Source organism: Streptomyces sp. NPDC002467 (genome assembly GCF_042889825.1).
Lineage (GTDB): Bacteria > Actinomycetota > Actinomycetes > Streptomycetales > Streptomycetaceae > Streptomyces.
This window is the reverse complement of the sequence record NZ_JBIARJ010000028.1, coordinates 34092-53851: the sequence shown is the minus strand read 5'-3', so window position 1 is coordinate 53851 and position 19760 is coordinate 34092. Positions and strand designations below refer to the sequence as shown.

17 protein-coding genes and 1 pseudogene are annotated in these 19760 nt (G+C 67.3%); 10 read left to right on the top strand and 8 right to left on the bottom strand.

Going from position 1 to position 19760, the window contains the following annotated elements:
- Positions 1–8: 8 nt before the first annotated feature.
- Complete coding sequence (locus tag ACFYYJ_RS37780) at positions 9–1232, bottom strand: hypothetical protein (protein ID WP_389139011.1); 1224 nt, start codon at positions 1230–1232, stop codon at positions 9–11.
- A gap of 190 nt (positions 1233–1422) precedes the next feature.
- Between ACFYYJ_RS37780 and ACFYYJ_RS37775 the strand changes: the two genes are divergently transcribed.
- Together ACFYYJ_RS37775 and ACFYYJ_RS37770 are read left to right on the top strand one after the other, a co-directional pair.
- Positions 1423–2331: a hypothetical protein gene (locus tag ACFYYJ_RS37775; RefSeq protein WP_389139009.1), complete on the top strand. Its 909-nt coding sequence runs from the start codon at positions 1423–1425 to the stop codon at positions 2329–2331.
- 69 nt (positions 2332–2400) lie between these two features.
- The gene (locus ACFYYJ_RS37770; protein ID WP_389139007.1) at positions 2401–3762 is read left to right on the top strand and encodes a phospholipase A2; all 1362 of its coding nucleotides are present in this window, start codon (positions 2401–2403) and stop codon (positions 3760–3762) included.
- 273 nt (positions 3763–4035) lie between these two features.
- On the opposite strand, the pseudogene ACFYYJ_RS37765 reads toward ACFYYJ_RS37770, so the two are convergent.
- Positions 4036–4353: pseudogene (locus ACFYYJ_RS37765) on the bottom strand (HNH endonuclease family protein); the annotation flags it as partial.
- Between the two features lie 134 nt (positions 4354–4487).
- Between ACFYYJ_RS37765 and ACFYYJ_RS37760 the strand changes: the two are divergent.
- From ACFYYJ_RS37760 to ACFYYJ_RS37730, 7 genes are all read left to right on the top strand, one after another.
- Positions 4488–5675, top strand: coding sequence for a tyrosine-type recombinase/integrase (locus tag ACFYYJ_RS37760; protein ID WP_389139004.1), 1188 nt, complete (start codon positions 4488–4490; stop codon positions 5673–5675).
- A 64-nt stretch (positions 5676–5739) separates the two neighbouring features.
- Positions 5740–6861: a tyrosine-type recombinase/integrase gene (locus ACFYYJ_RS37755; protein ID WP_389139002.1), complete on the top strand. Its 1122-nt coding sequence runs from the start codon at positions 5740–5742 to the stop codon at positions 6859–6861.
- Positions 6861–7202, top strand: a complete 342-nt coding sequence (locus ACFYYJ_RS37750; protein WP_389139000.1) for a helix-turn-helix domain-containing protein — start codon at positions 6861–6863, stop codon at positions 7200–7202. The genes ACFYYJ_RS37755 and ACFYYJ_RS37750 overlap by 1 nt, the downstream gene beginning before the upstream one ends.
- Complete coding sequence (locus ACFYYJ_RS37745) at positions 7199–9637, top strand: site-specific integrase (RefSeq protein WP_389138998.1); 2439 nt, start codon at positions 7199–7201, stop codon at positions 9635–9637. Before ACFYYJ_RS37750 ends, ACFYYJ_RS37745 begins: the two co-directional genes overlap by 4 nt.
- Positions 9638–9646: 9 nt before the next feature.
- Positions 9647–10171, top strand: a complete 525-nt coding sequence (locus tag ACFYYJ_RS37740; RefSeq protein ID WP_389138996.1) for a hypothetical protein — start codon at positions 9647–9649, stop codon at positions 10169–10171.
- Between the two features lie 244 nt (positions 10172–10415).
- On the top strand, positions 10416–12566 hold the full coding sequence (locus ACFYYJ_RS37735) for a tyrosine-type recombinase/integrase (RefSeq protein WP_389138994.1): 2151 nt from the start codon (positions 10416–10418) through the stop codon (positions 12564–12566).
- A complete protein-coding gene (locus ACFYYJ_RS37730) occupies positions 12563–12970 on the top strand; it encodes a DUF6262 family protein (RefSeq protein WP_389138992.1) in 408 nt (135 codons plus the stop codon). Before ACFYYJ_RS37735 ends, ACFYYJ_RS37730 begins: the two co-directional genes overlap by 4 nt.
- Before the next feature lie 39 nt (positions 12971–13009).
- On the opposite strand, the gene ACFYYJ_RS37725 is transcribed toward ACFYYJ_RS37730, so the two are convergent.
- The 6 genes from ACFYYJ_RS37725 to ACFYYJ_RS37700 form a co-directional block, all read right to left on the bottom strand.
- A complete protein-coding gene (locus tag ACFYYJ_RS37725; RefSeq protein ID WP_389138990.1) occupies positions 13010–13582 on the bottom strand; it encodes a hypothetical protein in 573 nt (190 codons plus the stop codon).
- 411 nt (positions 13583–13993) lie between these two features.
- The gene (locus tag ACFYYJ_RS37720; RefSeq protein ID WP_389138988.1) at positions 13994–14737 is read right to left on the bottom strand and encodes a hypothetical protein; all 744 of its coding nucleotides are present in this window, start codon (positions 14735–14737) and stop codon (positions 13994–13996) included.
- An 877-nt stretch (positions 14738–15614) separates the two neighbouring features.
- On the bottom strand, positions 15615–16292 hold the full coding sequence (locus ACFYYJ_RS37715) for a restriction endonuclease (RefSeq protein WP_389138986.1): 678 nt from the start codon (positions 16290–16292) through the stop codon (positions 15615–15617).
- A 76-nt stretch (positions 16293–16368) separates the two neighbouring features.
- Positions 16369–16578 (bottom strand): hypothetical protein, encoded by a 210-nt coding sequence (locus ACFYYJ_RS37710; protein WP_364860615.1) that lies wholly within the window; start codon positions 16576–16578, stop codon positions 16369–16371.
- Positions 16579–16916: 338 nt separating this feature from the next.
- Positions 16917–17402 carry a hypothetical protein gene (locus tag ACFYYJ_RS37705; RefSeq protein ID WP_389138984.1) on the bottom strand — a complete coding sequence of 162 codons (486 nt, stop codon included), beginning with the start codon at positions 17400–17402 and terminating at the stop codon, positions 16917–16919.
- A gap of 7 nt (positions 17403–17409) precedes the next feature.
- Positions 17410–17811: a hypothetical protein gene (locus ACFYYJ_RS37700; RefSeq protein ID WP_389138982.1), complete on the bottom strand. Its 402-nt coding sequence runs from the start codon at positions 17809–17811 to the stop codon at positions 17410–17412.
- Between the two features lie 51 nt (positions 17812–17862).
- On the opposite strand from ACFYYJ_RS37700, the gene ACFYYJ_RS37695 reads away from it, so the two are divergent.
- On the top strand, positions 17863–18669 hold the full coding sequence (locus tag ACFYYJ_RS37695) for a beta-propeller fold lactonase family protein (protein ID WP_389139064.1): 807 nt from the start codon (positions 17863–17865) through the stop codon (positions 18667–18669).
- The last annotated feature ends 1091 nt before the right edge of the window (positions 18670–19760 follow it).

The window sequence follows — 19760 nt, the reverse complement described above, 5'->3', positions numbered from 1 at the left end:
GGGCGGCCTTAGCAGCTGGCCTGCTCGGTGGCGTTCCGATGGAGCGTTCTCTCCACCTTGATGACCGTTCCGGCGGGGTAGGAGGGGAACGCGATGCGCCAGAGGTTGTCGGGCTGGCCGTCGACCGTGAGGCGGGTCAGGGTGGTGGACAGGTCGGGCGTGACGTCCAGTACGGCGATGGCGTAGTCGGCGCTGGCTCCCTCTTCGGAGCCCACGGTCACGGACTTGGCGCTCCAGCGGCCCGCACCGGCCGTGCTGTCCTGGCTCACCGGTCTGAGGATGAAGAATTCCTTGTCGACGCGCATGCCGATCCACAGTTGGTGTCCTTGGGCGGGTTGCCCCTGGCCGGAGATGTCGATGCAGCGGGGAATCGGGGCGTCGGCAGGTTTCTCGATGGTGACTGCGTACTCAGGCGCGCCGGCGGTGGGCGTTGCCGGATCCGATGATGTTCCGGGCTCGGGCTGATTCTTGCCGGGTGCCGGGCCGGTGGAGAGGGGCTCCGGTCCGGCGGATTGTGGAGGACGGCTGGGGCTGGACGCGTCGGGTGGTGACGTGTCGGACTGGCCCTTCGATCGGTCGGACTGGTTGGCGATGACGAGTACCACGGCCAGGACTGCCAGTGCCGCCCATTGTGCGGGTGTCCTCCAGCGCCTGAGCCGGTCGGTCCGCGGCTTCGGGCCCGGGGCAGGTCCTGCGGGCCGGGGCGATGAGAGCAGTGGGCCGGGTTGCGGTGACGCCGCGGGCGCATCGCCGGGGGCCACGGGCTCGGCGTCGGGAGGGGTGTCCGGGTCCGCGGACAACGCGGCGGGTTCGCCTCGGATTTCGGCCGGCTCCGGAACAGCACCGGGAGCGCCGATGGTGTGGTCCGGCGAGGGTGCGGGGGCGTGGACCGCTCCCGCCGGACGGTTCGCTGGGTTGGTCGTGTCCGGGGGCGGGAACTGGCTGGGGGCCGACGTGGCGGCAGTGTGCAGCCGGCGTGCTTCCTGGAGCTTGTGTCCCCTGGTGCGTGGGTCGCGGGCGAAGCGGTCCTCGATGATCTGGTTGAGCCGCGGGAGCGGAATGATCTTCTGGCCGGAGCGGTACTCGCTCCACACGCTCCGGCTCAGGCCGTAGCGCTCCTCGAGTCGGCTGACCGTGTACTCGGACGTGAGGTCCCGCAGGAACTGCGCGAGTGCGTTGGCCTCGGCGGTGCGGCCCTTTAACGGCCCCGGCAGGCGCCCTGGTCGGTTCACTTCTCCCCTTTCAGTGGCCCGCATGTTCGCGGACGTTCGCACAAGTTCGCGGATGTTCGCTCTTCGCAGCAGCTCTGACCTGCACTGATGTGATCGCGCCCGAACGGACAATCAGATCAGGTTCCAGCGTGGTGTTCCACCGCTTCCGCCGACCAGGCCTGGCGGAATCCAGCACGGCGAAGGGACCCCCGTGAACCGACCGTTCATCCGCCGGCCCAAGGCCTTAGCAGCCCTGGCCGGCCTGGCCTTGGCCGTCGGCCTGACCGTCATCCCCGCCCAGGCCAGCAGCACGCCCCATTACGAGAAGCCCTCGTCGACCGGCACCATCGGCAACGGCGCGGCCCCGGGCGGGCCGGTCACCCGCGAGCAGATCATCGCCCGCGCCAAGGACTGGGTGAAGGAAGCCGTCCCCTACAGCCAGAAGCGGTGGTGGAAGGACGAGGTGACCGGCGGCTCCTACCGGCAGGACTGCTCCGGCTTCGTCTCCATGGCCTGGCAGCTGAGGGACAGCCACACCACTTGGTCCCTGCCCTCCGTCGCCAACCGGCTCACGGGCTTCGACCAGCTCGAAGCCGGCGACGCCCTCGACTACCCCGACCAGCACGTCGTGCTGTTCGGCGGCTGGACCGACAAGGCCAAGGGCGACTTCTTCTACTACAGCGAAAGCGGCGGAAACCTACCGGCCCACAAGACCAGCGCCAACATCCACGACAGCGAACTCGCCGGCCACCCCCGCACCGCCTACATCCCCCTGCGCTACAAGAAACTCACCACCACCCAGGCTCCTGCGCCGAGCCCGGCCAAGCCCACCGCACCCGCAGAGCCCGCACCGGCCGCAACCGCCGCGCCCTCCGCTCCGGCCACCACACCAATCAAGCCCAAGGCGAAGCCGAAGCCGAGCACCACCGCGGCGCCGAGCCCGAAGGCGAGCACGACCGCTCCGACCACGCCCGCGCCCTCCGCCACGAAGCCGCCGGCCGGCACCGTGCCCAGCCCCGCCATCACCGCCGCCCGGCCGGACACCACAGTCCCTCCGCCCGGCGCAGGCTGCGCACCCACCGCCCGGATCTCCTTCTGGGCCTGGCTCTTCGGCTTCTGAACGGCGCCCCACCGCAACCGGTTTCCATCCCGACGAACGTCCCGGAAAGGGATCACCATGCACTCCGTCATGTCCCGAAACGGCCGGCAGGCCACGCAACGGGCCGCCGCCCTCTTCAGCAGGGTCCACAGCGGCATCCGCATGCTGTGCCTGCTCCTGATCGGCGTCATCGCCCTCGGCGTCGCCGCCAACGCAGCACCCGCCAAGCCGCGGACCGGCCCGACCGCCGTGGCCATGGAAGACATCGTCGCAGCCGGAGACTCCGTCTTCGCCCTTGCCGCCAACCACCAGGGCGTCTACGAGTGGTCGGTCCACCAGAACAACTGGCGGAAGGTCAAGGACGCCGCGCAGAAGCTCTACGCGGGCGGCGGCAAGGTCTACGCGATCGAACAGGGCACCGGCGACATCACGCTGTACGGCGGCGATCCCTACCAGTGGACCCGCATCGGCGGCCCCGGCGCCGCCTTCGCCGCCACCTCCAAGAACCTCTACGGCATCAGCCCGGACCACTCCGGGGTCTGGAAGTACAGCGGCCGGGGTGACATGTGGGACAAGGTCGGCGGGCCGGCGGAGAACCTCTACGCCGGTCCCGACGACGCGCTCTACGCCACCAACCCCGACGACAAGAGGATCTTCAGGTACGACGGCACATGGACCCAGGTCGGCGGAGAAGGCGCCACCTTCGCCGTCACGGACAACAACCTCTACGGCCTGACCCCCGACCACAAGACCGTCGTCGAGTACGACAAGAAGAAGAACGTCTGGAACCCCGTCGGCGACTCCGCGAAGGACATCTTCGCCGGCACCACCCTTTACAAGACCACGCTCGGCACGGAGGAGCTCTACAAGTACAACGGCCACCCCTACAAGTGGACCCGCATCAGCGGCAAGGCGGCCGACTTCGCCACCAGCGGCAACCACCTCTACCGCCTCGCTCTCGACAAGCACTCCGTCCACAAGTACGACGGCAACGGCGCCAACGACAAGTGGGCCACCATCGGAGCACCGGCCTTCGGGCCCGCCCCGTCCCCCGAGGAGAAGGGCGCCCGCTTCACGAACCTGAACCAGCTCGGTGACGACAGCCGCAAGGCCTGGACCACCGCCCGCGACGAGCACGTCGGTGGCGTACCCGACCCCTACGAGTTCCGGTGGTCCACGAACTACTGCAACTACTCCCGTGACGTCCCCTTCCAGGAGTTCGACTTCAAGCCGGCCTGCGCCCGGCACGACTTCCTGTCCCGGAACTACCGCGACATGTACGGAGAGAACGCCTTCCAGAACAACTCCGACGGCCAGAAGCACATCGACAAGATCCTCCAGGACGACATGCTCGACACCTGCAAGGACCGCGCCCCCGTCGTCAAGCAGCTGTGTGAGGACACCGCCGTGGCGTACTACGAGGTCGTGGCGCTGGCTTCACAGCTGGACTGACCGCCGCTCCGTCCCGGTGATCTGCCCGGCCCGCACCCAGCGGACCGGGCAGCAGGCGTTCTTTCCCGGCGCTCCTGGACCCCTAGGGACCAGGTACCCGGCGCGTGACGTCTCCGGGGGACTCGTCCGCCGCTCAGGGCGTGCAGACCACTGCTCCCGAGGCTCGATACCTGACGCAGGCAGCGTCATAAGGGACGGGGATCTCAGACCGGAACCCGGCGAGCAGGCCCTCGCCAGCGGTGTTGCCGACGCCGACGCTTGAGCCTGTACCAGCTACGGCGCGAGCTCGTAGGAGACGGTTGCGCCGGGGCAGTCTTCCGCCAGACCGAGCAGCGCTTCGCGCTCGCGGTCGTCGGCGGCCAGGCCCCAGCGGAGCTTGGTCTCGACCCAGCCCGTCACGTACGTGCAGGCATACTCAGCGGCCGGAGGCATCCAATCGGCCGGGTCCTTGTCGGCCTTGGCACGGTTGGACTTCGCGGTGACCGCGATCAGTGAGGTGGGCGTTGCGAGGTCGTTGGCGTAGGCCTCGCGACGCTTCGCCGTCCACGCGGAGGCTCCGGAGTCCCAGCTTTCGGCGAGCGGGACCAGGTGTTATTTGTACCTTGACGAAGCTGCCGCTGACATCGCCGACAGGCAAGGCTCGGGCCGTTTCCTTGCTGTGAGCGGTGCGTTATCCCGTGCAGCGGCTCATGCCGCTGACAGCGATGACGTAGTGGGAGAGAGGCTTGGCGACGACGCAGCGAGTGGCCACGGCGGAGGGGGTGACATGGACGGTGCTGGCGAGGGACTTCGCCGTCGTAGGCCCGATCGAGCAGTACCTGGAGTACCTGCGGTCCACTGAGGCGTCGCCGAACACAGTCAAGAGCTACGCACGAGGGCTTGCCCTGTGGTGGTCGTTCCTCGAAGGCCGCGCGCAGGAATGGGATGCGGTCGGCGCGACGGATCTCGGGACGTTTGTGGGGCAGTTGCGCCGCAGGAGTGTGGCGGAGGACATCGTCCAGCTCCGAGCCCAGGATCGGACGCCCGATTCGACGGTGGCCGCCCGGGTCCGTTCGGTGATGAGCTTCTACCGCTATCAGGCCGCACGAGGTGTGGAGGTGGCCGGCCGTCTGTACGAGACGGTGCGGTCCCGGCCGGGCCGCTACCTGCCGTTTCTTGAGCACGTGGCGCGCAAGCATGGGCGGCGGTCGAGCGCGGTGCGGATCCGGGTGAGGGCGAAGCCAGTGCCGGTCCTTCTCCCTCGTCAGATGGCGGCACTTCGGCAGGCCGAGGCTTCGTGGCACGACACGGATGCGACATGGTCGGGCGAGCTGCGGTACCGCCTGCTGTGGACGCTCTTGGAAGAGACCGGTCTGCGACTCGGCGAGGCACTCGGACTACAGCATCGCGACTGGAAGACCGGGACGGGGACGACCGCCCAGGTCGAGATCGTCCACCGGGAGGACCACCCGCACGGCCTGCGCGCCAAGAGCGGCTACCGCCGTGTCTTCATCGGGTCCGAGCTGGACCGACTCTACGGCGACTGGGTATGGGCCCTGTGTGAGGCAGGGGCTGACATGGTGCTGGATGACTGGGATGGCGCCTACATCTTCTGCAACCTCCACCGTGGTCGACGCTTCGCACCGCTCCGCCCCGAGAGCGTCTACAAGCACCTCGGTGTGATGAAACGGCGCCTCGGCCTGCCGGAGGGAATGACTCCCCACTGGTTCCGGCACACGCACGCGACAGCCCTGTTGCTGGCAGGAGTTCCCGACCACGTCGTCAGCCGCAGGCTCGGGCACGCCGATATCCAGACCACGATCAACACCTACGCCAACCCTCAGGAATTGCATCAGACGGGCGGGAAGTTGCAGGTCGCGAGGTCAGGGCAGGGTCCGACGAGATCTCTACCCTCCTGCAACTTAGCGGCTTGAGCTGGGAGTTTGGCGATCAGATCCCATCTGATGCAGGATTTGCCCTCTAAAGGGGAGGGTGAAAGTGGGTCTACAGCGACGCCCCGATCTGGCGGGGGCAGCTCACCTGGAACTGGTCTCCGGGGTGGCCCAGCTGCGTCCGCAGGACGCGATGGTCGAAGCCATGGTGCGGGGCTGGCGGGCCCAACAAGCCGCTCGCGGGCTCCGTGAGGACACGGTCACCGCCCGCGAACGACTCGTACGGCGGTTTCTGGACCACACCAACGAATACCCGTGGGCCTGGACGCCCGGCCACGTGGACGAGTGGTCACTTTGGCTGACCAGCGAGAAGCACCTCGCGCCGTCCACGATCCGCAGCTATCAGGGCAGCCTGCGCCTGTTCAGCGAGTTCTTGATCGACGGCCGCTACGGCTGGTCGGCGGCCTGCGAGGACGCCTTCGGCACTCACCCCGTGGCCATCTGCCACGAGTGGAACACCATCGCCCATCTCAACGACTACGAGGGGCGCCCCGAGGCGAGGCCGTTCACCCGTGAGGAGATCCAACGCTTCCTCGACTACGCCGATGACCAGGTCGATCGAGCGGTACGGGCCAAGCGCAAGGGAGCCCTCGCCGCCTACCGCGATGCCACCCTCTTCAAGGTCATCTATGGGTGGGGTCTGCGCCGGACGGAGACATCGAAGCTGGATGTGGTCGACTTCGGGCGGAACGCGAAGGCACCGCAGTTCGGCCGGTACGGCACCCTCAACGTCCGCTACGGCAAGGCGAAGAAGGGGCAGCCGCCGCGCCGTCGAAACGTGCTGTCGGTGATGGACTGGGCGGTGGAGGCGGTCGCCGACTACGTGGAGAACGTACGGCCGCGGTTCGGCTGCGAGGATCACCCCGCCTTGTGGGTGACCGAGCGGGGCGGCCGGGTCAAGCCGGCGGAGATCAACGCCCGGTTCGTCGCCTACCGCGACGCGCTGAAGCTCCCGAAGGCGCTGACTGTCCACTCCGCTCGCCACTCCTACGTCACCCACCTCACAGAGGACGGGGTTGACCGCCGGTTTCTCCAGCAGCAGGTCGGTCACGAGAATGACAGCTCCACCGCTATCTACACCCACGTCAGCGACGACTTCATGAACACCATGCTCCACAGGGCACTTGCGCCCGCGCTCGCCCCGTTCCCCGCAGACAAGGACCGCTGATGGCCGCGAAGCTCGACTACCACTGGCACTTGCGCAAGGTCATGGCCGATCGAGGGCTCTTCTCCACCACCGACCTCATCCCGCTACTGGACGAACGGGGTATCACCCTGTCGTCCAGCCAGGTCTACCGGCTCGTCGTCGAGCGCCCCGAGCGGCTCAGTCTGAAGATCCTCATGGCCCTGCTCGACATCCTCGACTGCACCATGGACGACCTCATCGAGCCGACCGCCGCGGCGGGTGCCGGAACCGCTACCCGAACAAAGAAGGCTGTCGGTGCCGAGGCAGGCGTCGGTGACCTGCGACCCAAGCGAGCCCGCATCAGCGGTTTCGAGCGGCCGTGACCGCACCCGGGCACCCCGAGCGGGCAGTCTCCGACCCGATCGGGCTCATTGCGGACCTGGTCGCGGCCATCGAACATCAGCTGGAGCCGGACCGGATCCGTGCCGTGGTCGCCAGCGTCGCGGGCGGACGCTCGAAGTCACGCCTCCTCGCGGCACATCTCACTGAGCATCCTCGCGTGCTGAACGACGGTCGCTCGCCGGCGCCCAGGGCCGTCGGCGACCTGCTCATCGCCCTGCGTGAGGCCGGGGCACAGACGGTCTCGCCGCCGTGTTGCGCCGAATGCGGCAGGCAGATACGAACGCTCCAGCGCCGCGGCCAGGACTGGTACTGCTGGAACTGCGGGCGGCCACAGCCCGAGCCATGTGCTGCCTGCGGAAACACCCGCACGGTCGCTTCACGCGACCGGACCGGGCGGCCGCGATGCGGCAAGTGCCCGGACGACGACGGACGCGACCCCATCGCAGTGATCTGCGCCCTGATCGCTCAACTGGATCCGCAGGCCGAACTGGAGACGGTCTCCGAGGCGGTCCGTCGATCGGCACCTCGTCCCTCCCACCAGAGGAAACTTGCCTGGGCCCTGGAATCCCACCCAGCCCTGCTGGCCGGCGAAGGTCACCTCGCACCCCACCGCGCGATCCTCAAGCTGATCGACCTGCTGCACGAGGCCGGCATCGCCGGAATCGTCCGGCCGTCCTGCCCCGGCTGCCACAGAGTCGTACGCATCGACAAGCCTCTGGACGGAAAGCGGGTCTGCCGCATGTGCATCTCCCACTCCCGCATCGAGGAGTGCTCAGGATGCGGAGCCCGCCGAGAGCCCGCCACCCGCGACGACCAAGGCCGGCCAGTGTGTCCGAACTGCCTGGTCAGCGACCCGGCAAACCTGGAGATCTGCATAAACTGCGGCCGACGAAGGGTCGTGAACACCCGCACACCGGACGGCCCGCTCTGCCAAGGCTGCCCCTCCTTGCCCACCGCGACTTGCAGCATCTGCGACGCGGAGAAACCCTGTGGCACCTCTCGGACTACGGGTCGGCCATGGTGTCTGGACTGCCAGCGTCACTCCGCGCCGTGCTCGGCCTGCGGCGGCGTCGCGGCGGTCGTCTCCGGCACTCTCGACCAGCCCCTTTGCCTGGGCTGCACCGCACCTGAGGTCTGGCACACCTGCCCCACCTGCAGCGAGCCCGATTACCCGCACCCCGGTCAGTGCGCTCGTTGTCTCATCAACCGGCGCCTCAACGAGCTCCTAGGCCCTCCCTCCGGTGCCCTCCACCCCGGTCTCGAAGCCCTGCGGAACAACATCGCCACCACCGAGCACCCACTCACCGCCAACCGGTGGCTGAACAAGCCGTTCGTGTCTCCGGTCCTGGCCGACCTCGCGGCCGGCAGACGAGCCCTGACTCACGAGGCCCTCGACGAGCTGCCCGACAGCCCGCCCCTCGCCCACCTCCGCCAAGTCCTCGTCGGTGTCGGTGCCCTGCCCGAGCGGGACGAGTACATGGTCCGCCTCGAACGTTTCCTCACTGGCCTTCTCGCATCACAGCAAGACCCCGAACAGCGCAAGGTCCTGCACCAGTACGCGATATGGCACCTGGTCCGTCGACTACGCCGACGCAGCCACGGCCGCCGCCTGACTCCGCAGCAGTTCGCATCCGCGCGTCAACGCACCCATGCGGCCGTCGCCTTCCTTACCTGGCTTCATGCTCACGACCTCGCCTTGGCGACGTGCCGACAGGCCAACCTCGACCAGTGGCTCACCGACGACTCCGCGACCTACCGCCACACAGCCGGGCACTTCGTCCGCTGGGCTCGTGCCAACAAGCTCACCACCGTCCACGTCCCCGCTGTCCGCTGGCACGGTCCCACCCAGCCACTTGATGACGAGCACCGGTGGAACGTCGCACGCCGGCTCCTGCACGACGACATCCTCAAGCCCGAAGACCGTCTCGCAGGACTGCTTCTCCTCCTCTACGCACAAGGGCCATCGGCGATCCACCGACTGACCATCGAGGACGTCGAGGTGGGCGCTCAAGAGGTACGGCTCCACCTCGGTAATGCACCCGTTCAGCTGCCCGAGCCCATCGCCCAGCTGGCCCGCACCGTCGCCGCGAACCGCAAGGGGCACGCGACCATCGGCGCCCTGGCTCCGTCTCCATGGCTCTTCCCCGGCGGCCAGCCCGGACGTCCGATCAGCACCACGCAGCTGACCCAGCGCGTGAACCAGCTCGGGATCCGGCCCAACCAGGCTCGCAGCACCGCTCTCTTCCAGCTCGCCACCGAGATCCCCGCCGCGATCCTCGCCCGCACCCTCGGCATCCACACCGACGTCGCCGTCGCCTGGCAACGGCTCTCCGCCGGCGACTGGGCAACCTACGCCGCCGAAGTCAGCCGACGCCCCAGCAACCGAACCTCAAAGCCGGCAGAAGCCACGGAATAGGAGATCCAGATGCAGGCTCCCTCGCTCGACGCGGACTGGCTCGTCGTCTGGCAGCACCAGATCACCAAGTCGCTTCAGCGTGTGCTCAGCTCTTTCGAGGACACCCACGGTTACCCGCCTGGCGACAACGAGATCATCCTGGCAAATGCCGCCAGCCGATCAGCAGCCTCACGGTTCAAGGAGCACCCCGCAGCCGCACCCACCTTGATCGCGTTCTACGACACGATCTCCGAGGCAGCCCTGCCCGACATCGACAACGGGCACTTCATCCACTCACCCGACCACGTGCTCAACGACCTCGCCGAGTACGGCGCCGTGCACGTTGCAGACGACGCGGTCGGAATCGTGTTCGGAAGCGACGGCGGAGGCAACCTCCTTGCCGTCGACCCGAGCGGGACCGTCCATCGGTCCACCACCGCGTCTTGGTTCGACGCCTTCGAACCGATTGCCCCCAGCTTCGTCGACTTCCTCGAACAGCTTCAGCAGGCCGTCGCCGACTTCGCAGACACAGAGTTGCCACCCGAGCATCGCTGACGTGCCCTGGCCCAGACCATGCCCTCCCACAGCCCGGCATTCGGACAGTTTCAATATCCGACGTCACCATTACATGTGACCGAGGACGCGGAGCTCCGGGCGTGCGCCGACTGGAAAAGAATCACGCAGTCATGGGGGAGCCGGAATGAGCACTGAACAGGCGTCGCTCCCAACCACTGCAGGGTCGGCTCTGCCCTCACCGCGCGCTCGCGTCCGCAATCGACAGGAGAAACGTGATCCGCGGATGCCGATCGCTGAGCTCTTCAGCGAGGAGAGGGCTCGGCAGCTCTGGGATTGCCTTCCCGCGGAGCATCGTCAGGACCACTTCGACTCGACCAACATGCCCGATGCCTACCGGCAGGCGTTCACCGTTCAGACGTTCAACCGCGAGCGTGGCTGGTCCAGCCAGGCGATCAGCCTTCGAGGTCTCCCCGACCCGATGATGTACGAGCTCGCGTGGTGCATCGACCGCCAGGTGGCAGACGGTTACAGCATCAACCCCACGCGTTTCCAAGAACTCCGACGAGGATTGGTACTGGCCGTCGAGGACGGTGGCTCGGCAGCGCGCAAGGCGCGCTCACTGACCGCCCTGTCCCACGAGGAGTGGGAGCGAGAGGTACGGCACGCGGTGATGCGAACGACACCGTCCGCCAACGCGCACCTGCCTACGCTGGTGCTGCACAGCGTCAAGCACCTCCAGGATCGGCTGGCTTACGCCTACCACGACGGCGAATGGTGGCGGCTGAACCTGTGGAACCCGAGTCTGGACCGACGAATCCCACAGCGCGAGCACGAGCCCGAGGGCCGGCGCGTGGTCAACTTCAGTCAGCTGACGACGGACTGGTTCCGCGAGGCCGCGAAATGGTGGCTGTCCGTCCAGCTCTCGACAGGGCACTACGTGTGGTCATCGGTGAAGAGCCGACTCGATCACCTCAACTGGCTCCATTGGTACATCCAACAGGCCGGATGCGCCGGCCCGCAGCTCGTCGACTCCCCAGAGGAACTGCGGCCGTGGCTGCTCGGTCTGGTCGACGCGCTCAACAGCCACACGGCCCTCACCGGGCCGAACAAGGGCAGCAGGCTCGCAAAGAACAGCCGCCGTGGACCGCTGGTAACCATGGAGCAGTTCTACCGCTGGATGCACGACAACCGAGCTGAAGCGGTCAGGGTGCTCGGTGAGCCGCGCTGGTCCCGGCTGGGTCTGCACCACACGGTGCTGTTCCGGCTGGACGACAAGCCAAGGCTGACCAACCAGCTCTCGGACGACATGGCGCTCGAGGACGAGGTCATCAGCCAGATCGCGGCAGGCTCCGGCACGCTGGCTGCTCCCAAGGCCGAAGGCGGGTTGGACGACCGGCAGGCGTTCCACGCCCTCATGCTGCTGATCCGTACCGGCCGGCGGATGAACGAAGTCCTGATGATGGACTTCGAACCGCTCCTGCCCCTTGTACAGGTGAAGGATCAGGGCGGTGGCGAGCCGGACGGCTTCGTTACCCGCCTCTCCTACCAGGAAACGAAGATTGAAGGCGGAGGTCCTCCGACTATCCCCGTGGACCAGGAGATCGTCGACATCATCCGGATCCAGCAGCAGTGGGTGCGTTCCTTCCTCACCACCCGGGGAACACCGGATGGCACGAACCCGCGCTACCTGTTCCTGCAGACCCGCAACAACCGGCTCGGACTGCGACCGTATGCCGCGGCCACCTTTCACCATCGGCTCGGCGATCTGACCCGGACACTGGCCATCACCGACAGTCTCGGGCGACCGGTCCAGATCTCCAAGACCCACACCTTCCGGCACACCCGCGCGACCGACCTGATCAACGCGGGCGTGCCGATTCACGTCGTAATGCGCTACCTCGGGCACCTCACACCGGCCATGACCATGCACTATGCCAAGACTCTCTCAGTGACAGCCGAGCGCGAGTTTCTGCGCTACAAGAAGGTCACCGCCGACGGCAGGACCGCAGGGCTCGACCCGAGTGACCTCTACGACCTTCTGCACCTGGACCAGCGAGCCGACCGGGTGCTGCCAAACGGGTGGTGCATGCTGCCGCCGAAGCAGGTCTGTTCCAAGGGGAACGCTTGTCTGACCTGCGACAAATTCGTCACCGACGCCAGCCACCACGACGAACTCCAGCACCAGCTCGCCCAGACCGAAGCCCTGATCACCCGCCGCCAGACACAGTTCACCACTCGCCACGGCGAGCCGATGGGCGAGGACAACATCTGGCTAGCGGGACGTCTCGCCGAGACTCGCGCCCTCACGAAGGTTCTCGTCGCCCTCGACCATGTGGGCGTCCACGACGACGGTCGGCTTCGAGCCGTGCGGGGTGCGGGCACGTCCGACCGCATCGACCAGACCGATGTCGAGCGTGGGGAGTCAGTTTCATGACCGGCTTGCCGGAGCACCTGCGAATGGCAACGAGATCTCGTAGTGAGGGAGCGGAGGAGCGGGCTCGTGCCGCGCTCTCCTGCCTCGTTAAGAACGGCAAGCAGACCAACTTCACCGCGGTTGCTCGCGCCGCAGGTGTGAGTACGGACTTCCTCTACCGGCACCCGGCACTACGCGCGCTGGTCGAGCGTCACCGCGCGAAAGGTGGAGGCCCCGGCGGCTCCGTCTTGGAGCCGACCACCGCCTCGTCCACCTCATCTGCGGTGCGGGCACTGGCCGCACGCCTCGCCCAGGACAAGAGAGTCCATCAGGAAGAAGTAGCGAAACTCCGGAAGGCCCTGGAAGTTGCCCACGGCGAGAACCTCCTTCTGCGCAGACGCCTGGCCCGTTACGAAACCGACTGAGCCGTTGGACATCCACATCCCGAGATGCTGAGATCCCGCTCACCGACTTTCGAAAGCCTCCTGGACCTGACGGTGGCCGACCTCGTCCCGCGACCAGATGCGCACACGACGACTCGGATTCTCGCGGTCCCAGCTCTCGCTGTCGAAGACCGCGACTGACTCAGACAGCCGCCATCGCGAGCTTTTCCACGAAGCTTCCGGTACGTGGACGAGTCCGTCGAGAACCTCGGCGGCCGAGGCAGCCGCGGAACCGCCGGCAGGCCAGGGCCGCCAAACGGAGACGGCATCGGTGAGGGCATGGGACTCGATCAGGTGGGTGATCGAGGGGGCGACGGGGAGGTACGGGCTGCTGCCGTTCACGTCGGTGCCGACACTTCCATCTGTATGCATCAGGTCCCGGCACGGCTTCGACACGCGCTCTCCGATCCACTCGAAATACCAGCCGCCTCGCGCGGGATCCTGCCAGGCCCGTGTTCTCACGCCGAAATGGTCGTACTCCCAGCTGTAGGCCGTCTCGTATCGCTCCCCGTCCAGAGTCCAGCTGTGCCGCACCTGGTAGCGCAGGCCACCGAACCTCTGCTCGAAGCCCTCGCATCGGATGATGAGTTCCATGGGAGCCGGGACGAGATGGCCAGCGCGGTCGTGCACCCGCCACATCTCTATCGGGACTTCGAACCTGACTGGACTCTCACGTCGGCCTGTACGACGGAGGAGATCCTGAGCACGCTCCGACAGCTCGGAGGGATTGTCCAGGATGTGCATCCTGTACTTCATTTCCAGAGGCAGCAAACTTCAGCAAGATCGGCACCCTATCGCGGAGCTCAACACATGGGCCAGAGGGCCGCCCCATCAACTGTCAGCGGTCATGCTTTCCCCACGATCTACACGATCAGCGTCACGTAATTCCCCACCCCTACGGTCAGGCTCCCCATGGGGATGGCGGTTGCGAATGGATGCCCAACGGTAAGGGAGGGCCCCAACCCCGCCTCTCCCTACCGCTCTCATGAGCAGTGGGTCGGTTGACTACGGCCACGGGTAGCCCAGTTGCTCAGGGTTGTAACCTCCGCAGAGCTCGGCGGTGGCACGGGGGTCGCCTGCGGTCAGTACCGCTTCAAGGTGCTCGGCCTGGAGGGACGGGGCGTCTGCGGAGATCGGGAGGGTCATCAGGAACTGTGCCCAGGGCAGATCTGTATCGGCCCGGTTTGGGGGATGCCTCAGGAGGACGCTGATCCGATCAGGTTCCGTGGTGCGGGAGGCCCAGACGTCTTCCAACTCGCACTCCCACCTGGCGAGCCAGTCCCCGCGTTCCCTCAGCCCTGCCTCGAGCAGCCGCGCGACCACTCCTGCCAGCCACTCCCAACTGCGGTCCTCTCCGGCTCGCAAGACCTCGGCCTCGTACTGGTCTGCGGCGAAGCGAAGCTCCGGCAGGTCGAAGTGTTGATGGGCCAGGTCGCGCCAGTCGGCCCAGACGACATGATCTCCGTCGCGCCTGACCGTCGTGTACAGGGCGCCACAGCACTCCTCCACGCCACACCCGGACCAGGCGAGACGAACCGCGTGGGGCGTCACCGCGGCATGCAGCGGCCCGGCACTGCCCAGCAGATACCGGGGGCCTACTCCCAGGTACCGGAGGCCACCCACCTTGCCGGGGAAGGACACGCTGGCCAGGAAATCCCGGCCATTGACGATCGGGCGGACCTCTATGCCGCCCTTGCCTGGCGGTGGGCACACGATACTCAGGCTGAGAAGGTCCGGTCCCATGGTCATCGCGCAATGATCGCGGAGCCGGCTCGCAACTGTCATGTGAATTCGTGTGGTCTCCGCTGAGGGCGGTAGTTCGGGCCGCCTTCAGGCACGCTGGTCCCCGGATGCCCCTCCGGAACGACGGGATGGCAGCGCTGGGGAATTACGTGACCGTCCACACAACCCGTCCGCAACCGTCAGCGGCATGTCGCTGACACTGTGACCTGCCTAAAAGCCTCTTCGGACCGTCGCAGGTGCGGATACCAGGTGGTCAACGTCGAGGCCGGAGGCCGCGGTGACCCAGGTGTTGTCGTAGGGGGAGAACCACCTGCCTCCGGTGAGCTTGCAGCCCGGCGCGACCTCGGGCTGCTCGACTGCTTCTTCGAGGATGGCCTCGGCGCGCGTGTTGCAGCCGTCGTCGGCGATCGCACCGGCGGTGCTTGAACGCGGTGCGCACGTAGCCCTCTCGGGACTCCGGGGCGATGGGGATCCGATCGATCCCCTCGAAGAGCGAGGCTGACTCACGTACGGCGGAGGCGGTGAAAGAAGAGGTGAAACCCTCCGTACCGTCAACGGCATGGGCCGGCACGGCGGTGGCGAGCAGGGGCAGCATGGACAGGGCGAGCGCGGGCAGACCGCGCTGCGACAGGTTCTTGATCACGCCCGGGTTGTAGCCGTTCGAGCCGGAGCTCGGGGATCGCACCACGGGCCGGGTCACCCGGGCGGGCGCGGGAATTCACCGGAGAAACGCCACTCCGCACAAGCCGCAACGGACCTCTCCCCGTGTTAGATGCGCACGGCCCGGCGCAGCTCAGCGGCCTTGGTCGCCGCAGCTTGGCGGTGCGCAGCGAGCGCGCGGCGGTAGCTGTCCAAGGCAGTCTCCCGGGTCAGCAGCGGCCCGTCAGGAGCGCCGCCTGGCGCCGCCGCCACTGCCGTTGAGCGGGATCAGGCTCTCTAGATGAGCGCCCTTGACCCAGGAGCCCAGCAGGTCGCGGTGCAGGGCCACGATGTCCTGGCGCAGCGCCAAGCCCAGCGCGTCCTTCGTGAACGCGTGGCAGGTGGTGACGAACAGGGCGACGTCCGCGCCGTGCTCGGGGCGGGCGGTACCGACGAACTTCTGCATGTCCTGCGAGGGCACGCTCCGGTGCGGCGCGTACTTCTTGCACTGGATAACCAGCTTGCGGCCGTCGGCCAGGTAGCCGACGACGTCCGCCCCCAGGTCGCCGCTCTTGCCGCTGACGACGACCTTTGTGCAGCCGTCACGCCGGCACAGCTCGGCGATGTAGGTCTCGAATTCCTGCCAGGTCAAGCCGTCGACCTGGGCTATGGACAACTCGCGCGCCCGGGCCTCCTCCTGTGCCCGCCACGCGCGGTCCTGGCCGACCGCGCGGCGGTGCGCCCGCAGGAGCACCCAGCCAACTGAGCCGAGTACGGCCGCGGCGAGTACGGCGACCAGGACGGGCCACACCGTCGACCAGTTCGCCGCGACCCACGCCACTGCGACGGCCGCCGCCACCGCACCCCAGACCTGCAGTTTCTTGCGGGTCTTCTTCGTCAGGCGCCGTCGACGTGCCGCCATCACTCCCCCGCGTCCCGGATCGGTGGTCTGCTGTGTGAGCCGGCGGGCGCCGTCCGGCCCGTGCGTGTGCGGGGGCTCATCGGCTGGCCTGCGTGACGCCGCTCGCCAGCTGCCCCAGGATGTCCAGGATTCCCTGGCCGACCGGGGTAGGAGCAAGAAGAACGCCCAGCGCCAGGATGATGACGGCAGTGTTCCTCTCCTCGTTCCGGCTGCGGGCCTGCGTGCGGCGCCGCAACCGGAAGAAGACGATGACTGCGAGCAGCACGGCCACGTTGATGGTCAGCAACCCGTTCAGCCCTCCCCCAACGATCGGCCATCACCGGGGAACGGCATCACGCCACCCCAGCCTTCTTGTGTAGCGGCGCGTTGGTGATTTCGGAGGTGGGTTGCCGACGAATGGCACAAAGCCATCGGGCTTGGCTGGATACGGCGCGGCCGGTCTCGTGCACGCGTTCGGGATCGGCGCGCGCACTGCCCGCTGCCGCGCCCCGCTCGCCGGGCGCCGGTCCTCGGGTATGAACATGGCGCGTTCCACCGACTCCCGGGCTGGCTGCCGCGACGCCGGATTCGTGGCGTGAGGCCCGGGAGACCGCCAAGCCTTCCGGGCCTCACGCTGCCGCCCCTCTACGATTTTGGAGCGGACTTCTTTTTGAGTACAGAAGTCCCGCCGTCACCGATCCGGTTGGTCAGGACCTTCGCACCATCTTGTGCCTTCACCCGAAAGGCAAGCGCTCCTCCTCCACTGAACATGAGGTCGACTCGAGGACCAGAACCAGCGTCGCTGGACTCCCACTTACCGGAGCCCTCCATGAGGTCTTCGCCCAGCATCTTGACACCGGCGCCCTCGACAGGCTTCCCCTTCAACTTTGTTGCACTGAACGTCCCGTCATCGTTCAGCGTGACGCCGCCATCCTGAGCGTCGCTCCACGCGCCGATCAACTCCGGGCGCTGAACCTCGGTGACATCTGCAAGCTGAGGAGGGCCATCGGTCAGCCCGCAGCCCGATACTGCCGCCACGAGGGCCATGAGCCAGAGGACAACAGTTGCGACGCCGATCCGCCCATGGTGATTTCTTCGTACGTCCATCAGAACCTCAGTGTCTCTCGCCATGAGACGATTATTTTTTCTCGGCCATCGTGCCGTACCCCCCCATGCCGCCCTTGTCGTACGTTTCAGCAACCTTCTCGGCGGTCGCCCCATAGGCCGTGAAAAGGTGCATGAAGGACGAGAAGTTCATGCCCTCCCTCACCGTGAAGGTCACCTGGATCCCCTCGTCCGATGCGGCCGTGACTCTACCGGTGATCTTGAACGACCCAAGGATGACCTTCATCGAATTCAGGTCCTTGAGTTCGGTCACCAAACTTTTCAAGTCTCGCAGCAATTTCTTCGCGAATTCCATTCCCTTTAGTGGCCCAATGGAATATGACGCCAGATCGTCGAACTGGGTCCTTGTGGAATTCCACAGGCCCAGCACTTCGGCCCTTGCCTCTGCGGCGGTATCGGTGGCAGCCAGTAGCATAGCCAGCCTGCTCCCGTCCCCGAAGGTCAGACTGTCCGGGTCTCCGCCACCATCAACGTCAGCGGATTCCCCCAGAGCGTCGCCTTCACCCCCGACGGCAGCCGCGCCTACGTCACCCGCCCCTACTCCAACTCCGTCGCCGTGATCAACGCGGCCACCAGCACCGTGTCCGCCGGCATCCCCCTCACCGACGGCCCGTACGACGTCGCCGCGTCCCCCGACGGTAAGCGTGTCTACGTCTCCCGAGGCCAGGGCGCCACCGTCGCCGCGATCGACACCGCGACGAACACCGTGACCGCGACCACCTCCTCCGGAAACACCCCCCGCGGCGTGGCCGTCACCCCGGACGGCGGCCACGTCTACACGGCCAACGGCAACTCCGCCACCGTCTCCGTGATCGACACCACCACCCGCACCACCAGCGGCATCCCCGTGGGCAAGACCCCCGTCGACATCGCGATCGCCCAGCGCCCCACCGCCGACCTCGGCGTGGAACTGACCGCCACGCCCCACCCCGATCTGCTCAACGGCCGCATCGACTACGCCGTGACCCTCACCAACCACGGACCTGGCACCCTCGCCTCCGCCACCACCGGCGTGGACCTGCCCATCCCCACGGGGGCCACCAGCCCCGACTGCACCCTCACGAGCAGCAAGGCCACCTGCACCACCACCGGCCTCGCCCCAGGTGCCACCACCCACCACCTCTCCCTGCCCATCGCCAGCCTCAGCCTCAACACCCCCTACACCGTCACCGCCACCCGTATCACCAGCACCCCCACCGACCCCAACCCCGCCAACGACGGCGCATCACGCACCTGCACCGCCACCACCGCACTCCTCATCAACTGCACCTGACCCGCCCCGCACCAACCGGAGGCCGGTCACCGGACGACCAGCGCCGGGGGGCCGCGCCCTGGGCGGTGGAGCGGGTCGCGCCGCCCAAGACCCGGGGCGCGGCCGTCAGGAGTTCGTCTGGGGGTGTGGTGGCTTTGTGGCTGGCCGGCAGCAGGCGGCGGGCAAACTCGCCGGGCGGGCCCGCTCGCCAGGAGTCGCCGTTCTTCAGGCGGGCCGGACGATCGGCGACCGCTGCCGGGCCGTCGCTCTCCCCGAACTGCTGCATGCCGGCGGCCAGCAGCGGCCAAGGGCGTGCCTCCACCACATGCTGATCATGCGACAGCTTCCGCAACTGCTACGCGTCCAGCGAGCCGGTGCACAGCACGCAGTGCCTCGCCGAGCTGCACTAACCAGCGGCAAGTCAGGGGGATTACCGCGTCTGTAGCCCGTTGGTCTTGCGGGCTTCACCCCATTGGGGGCTGACGGGATAGCGGCAGATGAGTTCCTCTGGAGGAGATCAGTTGTTGCCTGCGGAGCGGAGCATGGAGATGGCCGGCGAACTGCACGAGAGCAGGGCCCAGGCATCGGCCGACGGGCCCGGGCCAGAGCCTGAGCTCGCGCTGTTGTCGTTGTCCTACGAGAAGGACATCCCGAAGCTGACGGTGGCAGGCGGGACGGCGATTCCTGCTGGGATCGTAGTGGTCGATGAAAGTGGTGAACCGGTCGCCCTCTACACCGCTGGGCCGGCCCCCAGCGCGGCGCCACAGTCCCGGCTCCATCCGATGCCGGGGTACGGATCCGTCATGTTCACGAGGCCGAAGCCGAGGTAATCCGCGACTACGAGGCATGCTCGAACCCGGCGCCAACACTGCCTGGCCCTCACCGGGCACAGCAGGAGCCGCGCCTCTTCACTGCCGGCCCCGAAGCAGGACACTGCTCCCTGCCGCTCTCTCCTACTTCTCCGAATATGCCTGGCGCCTGCTCTGGCCTCCGGCCGGAGGGCTTCGCCGGAGCCTAAACAAGAGCAAGGCCGATACTCCAGGCCACCGGCTTGTGCCTCCGCCGGGCCTGGTGACAACTGGGCTGCGAAATCGGCGTTGGTGACAACAAGC